Below are 9,224 nucleotides of genomic sequence, written 5' to 3'. Positions count from 1 at the left end.
CGCGAGGAGTCATCGAGTCGATGTCGATCGACCATTTCCTTGCCGTGCGCGGCGCGACTCGCCGCACTCGCCCGTGGTCACAGTCGACCGCGTGGGGCGCGGTCGCGATCCTCACCGGTGTCGATGCCGTCTGGATGGGGACGACGCAGCGGTCCAGGCTCAAGGCCGCGTTGCGGTCCGTGACGGCGGTCGAATTCCTCGCCCGGGCCCGCGAGCGTGCCCAGGTGAAGCAGTTCGCGGGCCATTCCGCAGCGACCTGGCGTGTACGAGACGTCCTTGTCGACACCGCTGCCGTGGGTATGAGTCTCGGGCTCGCCCAGTCCGCGCGCGTCGATGGCTACATCGATGCTGAGGAACTGGTGGAGCTCGTCCGGCACTACGGACTGGTCCCCGACGACGAGGGCCAGTTCACGATCCGGGCGACGACCTTCCCGATCGGCACCGTCCGCGAGCTTGCGCAGTCCGGCGTCGTCCTCGCCGGGCTCGACCTGGCCGAGTCGCTGGACACGCGCGAACGGCGCGTAGGCCTCGACGCTCTCAGCGAAGCCTTGGGGAGGCACCGTGGCTGACCGTCCCACCATCGCGGTCCCGAACCCGTCCGGCGGCTGGGGTGCACCGTGGCCGAACGTGGCCGAGATCGTCGACGTACTCCCTCATACGGCGTGGACACTCGTCGGCGGATTGATGACCCAGATCCACACCATCCACCGCGGGTTGGACGTCGTGCGTCCGACCAACGACGTGGACGTCGTGCTACACGTGGAGACCACGCGCGGAATGGCCTCCAAGGCCGCTCGCGCCCTCGAGTCCGTCGGCTACGAGATGCTGACGTCGATCGACCGGCGCGAGCGTACTGCTCACCGGTTCGTTCGTGGTGAGGCAACGGTCGACCTGATCACCGGCAGCCCTGATGTGGTCGACGTGCTGGTTGCCGACCACGCAGCGCCGCGGGTCGTGGAGAGGCTGCGTGGTCGAGACATGGTCGCCATCGAGGGCGGCACCCAAGCACTGCGCCGGACCGTGAACGCCAGCCTGTCGATCGTCGAAGGACGCGCAACGACCGTGAGTGTGCCGAACGTGTTCGGCGCGCTCGTGCTCAAGGCCGCCGCCTTCCGCACGGACTCCCGCGACCGGGAGCGTCATCTCCAGGACGCCGCTGCCCTGCTGTGCTGCCTGACCGACCCGTTCGAGGTGCGAGAGCAGTTCGTCGGCTCAGACCGTCAGCGGATCAACACCTTGGTGCGGAACCTTCCCGACGACGCACGGCACTGGAGCGCGCTTCCCGAGGGTGCCCGCAAGGACGGCCGGGCGGCACTCCGCATCCTTGCAGCATGAACGGGAGTGCTCGACGTGGGAAGCAAGGTCGAGTAGTCAGTCCGCGTAGTGCCCGAGCCACGTGGCTCCGGTCCACAGCTCGTACTGCCCGGGGCGGTGCGGCGAGGGGTACATCCCCGGCGGGTCGATGCTGCGGTCGGGAGCCCGGATCACGTGCCCGTCGCGGTGGCCGAGGTGCCAGGTGCCGCGGTAGTCCCAGGCGGCGCGCATGTCGCCGGAGAGGGTCAGCGGGCCCTCGCCGACCCAGAACCCCCCGAAGTCCAGGACCAGCGTGGTGTACCCGCGCTGCAGCTCGGCGGCGGACTGCCGTCCGACGGCTGACAGCCGGCGGAACAGCAGCACGAACCAGGCCAGGCCGAGGACGCCGAACACGGGGGCCCGCCACGCGTCGGGGACGTCGAGCGCGCCCAGCAGCAGGACGACCGCGAGGATCGCGGCCAGGCCGCCGCCGGCGAACGCCACGAAGCGGAGGAACAGGCCGTTGGCCGTCGGTCGGACGTCCAGTGTCGGCGGCTGGTCGGGGACGACCGGCAGGCCCCCGGCGCGACGGGCGTCGTCGTAGCCGGGGACCTGCCGGGGATGCGGGCCGCCCTGCGAGCGGCCTCGGCGTTCCTTCTTCACTGTCAGTCGGACCAGATTCCGTTGTCGGGGACGGCGGCCGCGCTGTCGACGTTCCGGTCGCCGACGTCGCCGACCGCGATCACGACGTCGATCGCGACGCCTGGTTCCACGGGCACCGCACAGTCCAGCGGGACCGTGAGGCCGTCGAGCGCCGTGTCGTACCCCGGCGCGCCCGCGGCGTTGTCGACGAAGTACTGCGCGTTGGTGTCGGCATTGACGGTCGCGACGGAGACGGGACTCGCGGTGCCCGGCACGGTAGCGCAGTTCTGCCCGTCCACGAATACCCCCATCGCGTCGTTGAACCTGCTGCCGACGAACTCCGGGTACTCCTCGCTGGCGAAGACGTACCGGACGCGGAGCGTGTCGCCCGTCGGGACGAGGCGCACGCGGTAGGCGGCCGCGTCGAAGGTGTCGACGCCGGTCAGGCCGTCCAGCGCGTCGTGGCCCGGCCCGTCGAGGTCGGTGCTCGCGAGGTGGCTCGGGTCGCCCTTGGCGTCCTCGACAGAGCCGGTGCTGAGCACCCAGGTCTTCGTGCCGGGCGCGTAGCCCTCGACGTGGCCCCACTGACCGGCGTCGCCGACGACCTCGTCGTCGACCATGGTCACGCCGTCACCGAGCAGGTCGCCGGTGGGGTCAGGCGCCTCGTTGCAGCCGCTCGGGAAGTGCCACGGGCTGCCCGCGTACTGGAAGTCCTCGCTGAGCAGCTCCGTCTCGGCCTTGACCTCGAAGACGCCGAGCCAGGCCCGGGCGGTCAGGATCATCGCGATCTTGCCGCCCAGCCCGAGCTCGACGCACGGGTCGCCGCCGGGGAAGGAGATCGCCGCCTTCGCGCTCACGAGGGTGAGGGTGCCGCCGATCCCGGCGATCACGCCGGCATCGGTGGTGCCGGCCCCCGGCCCGAAGACCAGGTCCCCGGCGACGTCGGCCTGGATGGTCGCGGCAGCGCCCTCGACCTTCGGGGTGAGGGGCTCCACCTCGGCGATCAGGTCCGTGTCGAAGTGGTTGTCGCCCTCGAGCCCCACGTACCCCTCGGCCGCGAAGCCCAGCGTCGCTGCGGCACCGACGTTCGAGATCTTCAGCTCGCCCGAGACCCCGATCTTCACCGCCGGCTTGATGAGGAGCGCCAGGGGCACGGGGCCCGCGGCGAACGTCTTCATCAGCGAGGGGAGGACGATGTTGCACTCGTAGGCGGCCTTCGCCGTCGCGCTCAGGGCGCCGGAGACCGTGACCGCGACCTCGGTGTCCATGGCGAGGCCGGACGGGATGTCCACGCCGAGCACGTTGTACTTGTCGACGGTGACGTCGATGTGGCCGTCCATCTCGAAACCGGGGTCGAACCCGATGCTGCCGAGCTCGGCGCCGAGGTTGTTGCACTCGCCGACCGCCTGGGTGCCGGGCTGCTCCTGCGCCGGGGAGACGCCCCGTGCACGGGCGTCCGTGGCCAGGGGCTGGGGTGCGGGGCCTTCGCCCGCGCCCTCGGCCTCGACCTGTTGCAGCGGCGCGGAACCGAGGTCGGCCACGGACAGGTCCAGGTAGTCGAGGCTGTCGCCGACGCCGCCGGCAGCGAGCCCCAGCGTGCGGCCGTCGAGCGACACGTCGTCGACCACACCGACGTACCCGGCGGCGAGGGCGTCCGAGACCGGGAGCACGACGGCCGTGCCCGGTGCCGGGGCGTCGACGCCCTCGGCGAGCGCGACGCGCACGCCGTCTCCCGTCGGCTGCGCGGACAGGACCTCGTCGTGGGTCGCCAGCATCGTCATCTGCCTGACGGTGTAGCTGGCGATCTCGGGGCGCTCGGGATCGGGCGTGCCCACGGTCAGTGCCACCGGGTCGGCCCGGTGGGCCACGCCGTGCGCGGCGTCGCCGGGCCTCGCCCACAGGGCGTAGGTGTAGCGCGTCCCGGGTTCGAGCCCGGTGTCGACCAGGCCGTCGGCGTCGGCCTCGACGCGGACGCCCTCGGACGGGCTGGTCGCCGGCTCGCTGCCGCGCGTGCGCCGCACCTGCACCGACGTGTGCTCCGGCGCGTCCCAGGCGAGGGTCACGCGGTCGGGCTCCGCGCCCACCTGGTGCACCTTCTGGACGCCCTGGGAGCGGAAGTACGTGACGGTGACCTCGGTGGTCGCCCCCGGCTTGACCTGGATGTTGCGCAGCTTCTCCGCCACCCCGACGTAGCGCAGGTTGCCCGCCATGACCGGGTCGACGTCGACGGAGTAGCGACCCGACGGCGCGTCCCACTCGACGACGCTCTGGGAGCCCTCGAGGGACTTCGAGGCGACGAACTGCTGTTCCTTGCTCGTCAGGTTGAGCTGGCCGGGCACGCCGTCGGGCGTGCTGAAGGTGACCTCGATGGTCCCGGTGCCTTTCGGCGCGGCGTGCGCCCCGACGGCTCCGCCGACGACCAGAGCTGCGCTCGTGAGCGCCGCAGTTCCGTACCGCAACAGGTGACGCATGAGTTCCTCCGACGGCCGCGGGACGCGGCCCGTTGTCCGGCCCGCACGGTGCGGGCCGTCCCGGACTTCATGGCTGTGGGGAGCGCGCGGCGCCGAGTTCGGGACACCGGGGCGACAGTTCCCTCGGGAGACGCAACGCAGGTTCCGTCCTGCGGCGCAAGACGCCAGAGGTGCCCCGCCGGAAGGCTGGTCACTACCGGCGCGGGCCTCGCGAGGAGCTGGCGGGGCCGGCCGGGAACAGGAGGGGAGGACGGATGACCGCCATCCGGATCGACGGGCTGCACAAGTCCTACGGGGCCTTCGAGGCCGTGCACGACGTCGGGTTCACGGCCCGGCCGGGGAGCGTCGTGGGCCTGCTGGGGCCCAACGGCGCGGGCAAGAGCACGACGCTGCACGTGCTGCTCGGGCTCGCCTCCGCCGACGCGGGGACCGCGACGTTCGACGACCGCCGGTACGCCGACCTCGAGCACCCGGCCCGCGTGGTCGGGGCGCTGCTCGACGCCGGCGGCCTGCACCCGGGCCGCACCGGCCGGGACCACCTGCGGGTGCTCGCCACGGCGGTGCGGCTGCCGGCGCGGCGCGTCGGCGAGGTGCTCGACCTCGTGGGGATGACGCCCGCCGCGGACCGCCGCGTGCGCACGTACTCGCTGGGCATGAAGCAGCGGCTCGGGATCGCGGCCGCCCTGCTGGGCCGCCCGGAGGTGCTCGTCCTCGACGAGCCCGCCAACGGCCTCGACCCCGCCGGGATGCGCTGGCTGCGCGAGCTGCTGCGGTCCTTCGCCGCCGACGGCGGCACCGTGCTCCTCGCGAGCCACGTGCTCGCCGAGGTGGCCCAGGTGGCCGACGCCCTGGTCGTCATCGGCCAGGGCCGGGTCGTCGCCGACGGCCCGCTGGACGACCTCGTCACCGACCGGTCCCTCGAGGACGTGTACCTCGACCTCACCGCCACCACCGAAGGAGTGCGCTGATGTCTCTCGCCGTGTTCAGGGCCGAGCTGCTCAAGCTGCGGACCACCCGCACGCCCTGGATCATCGCCGCCGTCGCGCTCGCGGGGATGGCCCTCACCCAGGTGCTGCACCTGGTGCTGCCGCGCACCCTCAGCGCCCTGGCGTCCATGGAGGGCTCCGGGCTCTCCGTCGGGGTGCAGGCTCCCCCGGAGATGTCGGCCGACCTGGTCCCGGAGCTCACCGCGCTCACCGACCTCGGCTCCGCCGACGCGCAGCGCGGCATGCTCGACCTGTTGGGCAACGGTGCCGGGGGAGCGGGCTCGTCCGGCGTCACCGCCCTGTGCATGCTGCTGCTCGGCGTGCTCGCGGTGACGACCGACTTCCGCACCGGCGGCATCGTCCCCACCGCGCTCGTCGTCCCCGACCGGCTGCGGGTCCTGGCCGGCAAGGCCGGGGCGACGGCCGTCGTCGCGCTCCTCACCGGCGCCGCGCTGGCGCTGCTCACCGTGGTGGGCCTGGTCCTCGCCGTCGCGACGACGCCCGGCGCCACCCTGGCGCTCGGCCCCGGCGAGGCGCTCGCCGTCTGGGGCCGGGGGCTGGTGGTGCTCGTGCTGCTCACCTGGCTCGGGCTCGCGGTCGGCACGCTCGTGCGCGGGCAGGTCGCGGCGATCGTCGTGGTGGCGTCGCTGGCGCTGGTGGAGCCGCTCGTGCAGGCGGCGGCGCTCATCCTGTCCGGCGGGACGTCCGCGGTGACGTCGTGGCTGCCGCTCACCCTCGGGTCGCTCGCGTCCACGGGTCAGGGGGCCGCGGACCTGCTCGGCGGCTCGTCGCCCGTGGGCGCCCTGCCCGCCCTCGCGGGCCTGGCGGCCTGGGCGGCGGCAGGCCTCGCGGTCGCCGCGGTCGTCTTCCGCCGCCGCGACCTGGCCTGAGCCGCCCGTACCGCGCGGCGCCCGCCCCGTACCCTGGGGCCGGGCGCCGCGCGCCGACCCACACCACCCCGGAGGACGCCGTGCTCGACGTGCTGCACCGCCGGCTCGACGCCGTCGGCATCCGGACGGCGACGGGCCGCGACGCCCTGCTCGCAGCCGTCGTCGCGGCGGGGAGCGTCACGCTCTTCCTCATGATCCTGCGGCTCGTCTCGTCCGACCTCGGCACGGCGTTCGGCGCCGGTCCGGTGCTGGCGGGCATGACCGCGGGGCGGACCGTGGCGGTGTGCGCCGTGCTCGTCGCGCAGGCGGCGGCGCTGACGCTGCGCCGCCGGGCGCCGCTGGCCTGCCTGGCGCTGACGCTGGCCGGCCAGCTCGCGCTGGTCCTCCTGCTGCCGCCGTACGTGTCGTTCCAGGCGCCCGCGGGCATCGTCGCCGCCTACTCCCTCGGCGCGTACGGGCCGCGGAGGACGGCCGTGTGGGGCGCGGGGGCGGTCGCCGTCGTGCAGGTGCTGGTCGGCTTCGTGCTCGGCGGCGCGGAGGCCGCGGCCGAGCTCGGCGCTCCGGTGGGGACCCAGCTGTGGGGCGGGCTCGTGTCCGCCCTCATCACCTACCTCGGCGCGGCGCTCGTCGGCGGCTACGTCGCCACGCGGCGCGAGCTCCTCGCCGGGCTGCGCGCCCAGGTGCTGCAGGCGCAGCGGGAGCGGGAGGCGCTCGCGGCCCAGGCGGTGCTCGAGGAGCGCGGCCGGATGGCGCGCGAGCTGCACGACGTCGCCGCGCACCACCTGTCGGGCATCGTCGTCCAGGCGTCGGCGGCCGAGCGGCTGGTCGAGCGCGACCCGGACCGGGCCAAGGAGTCGCTGCGCTGGATCCGGGCCCAGGGGCGCGAGACCCTCGACAACCTGCGGCTCGTCGTCGGCATCCTGCGCGCGGACGCCGAGCAGGGCGAGCCGGGGCCGGCGGCTCCCCAGCCGACCCTCGCCGACGTCCCCGAGCTCGTCGAGCTGGCGCGCAGCACCGGCGCGAGCGTGCGCGAGGTCGGCCGCGGCGAGCCCTTCGACCTGCCGCCGACGGTGCAGCTCACGGTCTACCGGGTGCTGCAGGAGGCGCTGTCGAACGCCCGGAGGCACGCCCCCGGCCACCCGGTCGAGGTCACGACCGAGTACGCGGAGCACGGCCTGGTGGTGACGGTGCGCAACGACGGGCCGCTCGCCGCGCCCGAGGCCCCCGGGCACGGCCTCATCGGCATGCGCGAGCGGGCCGAGTTCGTCGCCGGGACGCTCGACGCCGGTCCCGTGCCGGGCGGCGGCTGGCGCGTGCGGCTCACCGTCCCGCGACCGTCGGCCTCGCCGGCGGCCGTGCCCGAGACCCAGGAGGAGGCCCGATGACCCGCGTCGTGCTCGTGGACGACCAGGCGATGGTGCGTGCCGGGATCGCCGTGATCCTCGAGAGCGAGGGGATGCAGGTGGTCGGCGAGGCGTCCAGCGGCGCCGACGCGGTGCGCGTCGTGCGGCGCGTGCGCCCCGACGTCGTCTGCATGGACGTGCGCATGCCCGGCGGCGACGGCATCACGGCGACGCGCGAGCTCGCCGGCCCCGGCGTCGCGGACCCGGTGCCGGTGCTCGTGGTGAGCACCTTCGACCTCGACGACTACGTCTTCGGCGCCCTGGAGGCGGGCGCGTCCGGCTTCCTGCTCAAGGACGCCGAGCCCGAGGTGCTGGCCGACGCCGTACGGCGCGTGGCCGACGGCGACGGGCTCGTCGACCAGTCCCTCACCCGCCGGGTGATCGACGAGTTCGCCCGTCGCCGCGGGCCGGTCGCCCCCGACGCCGCCGCCGTCGGCCTGCTCACGGCCCGCGAGAGCGAGATCGTCACGCTGCTGTGCCGCGGGTCGTCCAACGCGGAGATCGCCGCCGCGCTGTTCCTCGAGCCGAGCACGGTGAAGTCGCACCTGAGCCGCATCATGACGAAGACCGGTGCCCGGGACCGCGTGCAGCTCGTCGTGTGGGCGTACGACGCGGGCCTGGTCGTGCCCGGCGCCTGACCCGTCGGCCCTCACGGCCGACCCAGCGGGCCCCACGGGGGTCCGCGGACGCTTCTCATCCGCGTCTCATCAACGCCCCCTAGCGTACGGCGCGACGCGTCGAGAGGAGACCGGGTCGATGTCGGTCCTGCGCAGCACGGTGACCCTGCTGGGTCTGCACCGTGGCCCCGCCGCGGCGCTCGCGGTCATGCTCCTGGCGACCACCGCCGGGCTCGTCGCCGCCCACGTGGGCCGCCGCACGGTCGGCTGGCCCAGTGAGCAGAACTTCGGCCTCGGGCAGGAGTGGGGCTACGGTGAGGTCTTCTTCGCCGTCCAGAACGTCTGGGCGGTCGGCCTCCTCGCCTGGGCCGCCGTCCGCGCGCGGATGCCGGTCCTGGCCGGCTGGGCCGGCGCCTTCGCGGTGCTCCTCGTCGACGAACGGCTGATGCTGCACGAGCAGGCGGGCGGCCTGATCAGCGACCGGCTGCCCGCCGTCCCCCACTCGCACGTGGGCGAGCTCGTGTGGCTCGTCGCCGTCGCGGCCGTCGTGGGCGGCGTCCTGGTCGTGCTCCACCTGCGTTCCGACGCCGAGGGGCGCGCGGTCTCCGGGGTGCTCGTCCTGCTCGGGGCGGCGTTGTTCGCGGCGGGGGTCGTCGTGGACTTCGTCCACGGGATCGCCGACGTCGGCGCGCTGAACCTCGCCCTCATGACGGCGGAGGACGGCGGGGAGGTCGCGGTGATGAACCTCGTGGTCGCCTTCGCCTTCGCGGTGGCGCTCCTGGGCCACCGGCCGGTCTTCCGCAGCCGGCTGGGCCGGGCGCTCGGCGTGCGACCCGCGGGCGACCCGCCGCCGGGTCCGGGCACCGCCCGCCCGGCCGGCCGGGAGGCCGCGCTCGCCGACCGCTGAGCCGGGGTCGGGCAG

At 74.3% G+C, this 9,224-nt stretch carries 9 protein-coding genes; 7 read left to right on the top strand and 2 right to left on the bottom strand.

The annotated features are described in order from the left end of the window. Window positions 1-20: 20 nt before the first annotated feature. Both IEW03_RS01620 and IEW03_RS01615 read left to right on the top strand, forming a co-directional pair. Window positions 21-569 carry a hypothetical protein gene (locus IEW03_RS01620; RefSeq protein ID WP_188521889.1) on the top strand — a complete coding sequence of 183 codons (549 nt, stop codon included), beginning with the start codon at window positions 21-23 and terminating at the stop codon, window positions 567-569. A 58-nt stretch (window positions 570-627) separates the two neighbouring features. Continuing rightward, the gene (locus IEW03_RS01615; RefSeq protein ID WP_229737306.1) at window positions 628-1,335 is read left to right on the top strand and encodes a hypothetical protein; all 708 of its coding nucleotides are present in this window, start codon (window positions 628-630) and stop codon (window positions 1,333-1,335) included. Between the two features lie 36 nt (window positions 1,336-1,371). Here IEW03_RS01615 and IEW03_RS01610 read toward each other — a convergent pair whose 3' ends face one another. Together IEW03_RS01610 and IEW03_RS01605 are read right to left on the bottom strand one after the other, a co-directional pair. After that, window positions 1,372-1,956: a hypothetical protein gene (locus IEW03_RS01610; protein ID WP_188521887.1), complete on the bottom strand. Its 585-nt coding sequence runs from the start codon at window positions 1,954-1,956 to the stop codon at window positions 1,372-1,374. A 2-nt stretch (window positions 1,957-1,958) separates the two neighbouring features. Next, a complete protein-coding gene (locus IEW03_RS01605) occupies window positions 1,959-4,406 on the bottom strand; it encodes a choice-of-anchor L domain-containing protein (protein ID WP_188521886.1) in 2,448 nt (815 codons plus the stop codon). A 254-nt stretch (window positions 4,407-4,660) separates the two neighbouring features. Between IEW03_RS01605 and IEW03_RS01600 the strand changes: the two genes are divergently transcribed. The 5 genes from IEW03_RS01600 to IEW03_RS01580 all read left to right on the top strand — a co-directional run bounded on the left by IEW03_RS01600 (window position 4,661) and on the right by IEW03_RS01580 (window position 9,209). Next, window positions 4,661-5,374, top strand: coding sequence for an ABC transporter ATP-binding protein (locus IEW03_RS01600; RefSeq protein WP_188521885.1), 714 nt, complete (start codon window positions 4,661-4,663; stop codon window positions 5,372-5,374). Continuing rightward, complete coding sequence (locus IEW03_RS01595; RefSeq protein ID WP_188521884.1) at window positions 5,374-6,282, top strand: hypothetical protein; 909 nt, start codon at window positions 5,374-5,376, stop codon at window positions 6,280-6,282. The genes IEW03_RS01600 and IEW03_RS01595 overlap by 1 nt, the downstream gene beginning before the upstream one ends. Window positions 6,283-6,362: 80 nt before the next feature. Next, a complete protein-coding gene (locus tag IEW03_RS01590) occupies window positions 6,363-7,667 on the top strand; it encodes a sensor histidine kinase (protein ID WP_188521883.1) in 1,305 nt (434 codons plus the stop codon). Next, window positions 7,664-8,323 (top strand): response regulator, encoded by a 660-nt coding sequence (locus IEW03_RS01585; protein WP_188521882.1) that lies wholly within the window; start codon window positions 7,664-7,666, stop codon window positions 8,321-8,323. Before IEW03_RS01590 ends, IEW03_RS01585 begins: the two co-directional genes overlap by 4 nt. Before the next feature lie 118 nt (window positions 8,324-8,441). After that, window positions 8,442-9,209: a DUF8692 domain-containing protein gene (locus IEW03_RS01580; protein ID WP_188521881.1), complete on the top strand. Its 768-nt coding sequence runs from the start codon at window positions 8,442-8,444 to the stop codon at window positions 9,207-9,209. The last annotated feature ends 15 nt before the right edge of the window (window positions 9,210-9,224 follow it).

The organism is Isoptericola cucumis (assembly GCF_014635665.1).
Lineage (GTDB): Bacteria > Actinomycetota > Actinomycetes > Actinomycetales > Cellulomonadaceae > Isoptericola > Isoptericola cucumis.
This window is presented reverse-complemented; position numbering and strand designations above follow the sequence as displayed.